1 pseudogene is annotated in these 476 nt (G+C 39.7%); it reads left to right on the forward strand.

Annotated elements, in window-relative coordinates:
• Nucleotides 1-385: pseudogene (locus ACTNCK_RS11785) on the forward strand (NgoFVII family restriction endonuclease); the annotation flags it as partial.
• Nucleotides 386-476: the final 91 nt, after the last annotated feature.

The raw sequence follows: 476 nt of genomic DNA on the forward strand, positions 1-476 counted from the left end.
TGATGGTCTGAAGACCGCATTTGTCGATGGGACGTGGAATTCGAATCTGGCATACAGACCGGAATTTTTATCCAATGATTACGAAAACGGACAGAAGGTTCTTGTCTCGATAGAGAAGGAACTCTTAAGCTGTGAAGAATTTTTTATCAGCGTGGCTTTTATTACTGATGGCGGAGTGGAGTCTCTTATCGGAGTACTAGACGAGCTTCAGAAAAAGGGTACTCCTGGAAAAATCCTGACCACGGATTATGATACTTTTACACAGCCGAAAGCGATAAGACGATTACTGGATCTGTCAAATATTGAACTTCGTATGTACAGAACCGGGAAAGGTGATGGCTTTCACACAAAGGGATATATATTTGACTCAAACTTCGCACTTTAAAAAGTGCCTTTGTACCTTGAAAAATCAATAAAAAGTGGCAATTAAAAAGGCAGAATCGCCTTATATCTGGTATAATAGTTTCGACCAAAAA

The organism is Candidatus Weimeria sp. HCP3S3_B5, from assembly GCF_052064335.1.
GTDB lineage: Bacteria > Bacillota > Clostridia > Lachnospirales > Lachnospiraceae > Weimeria.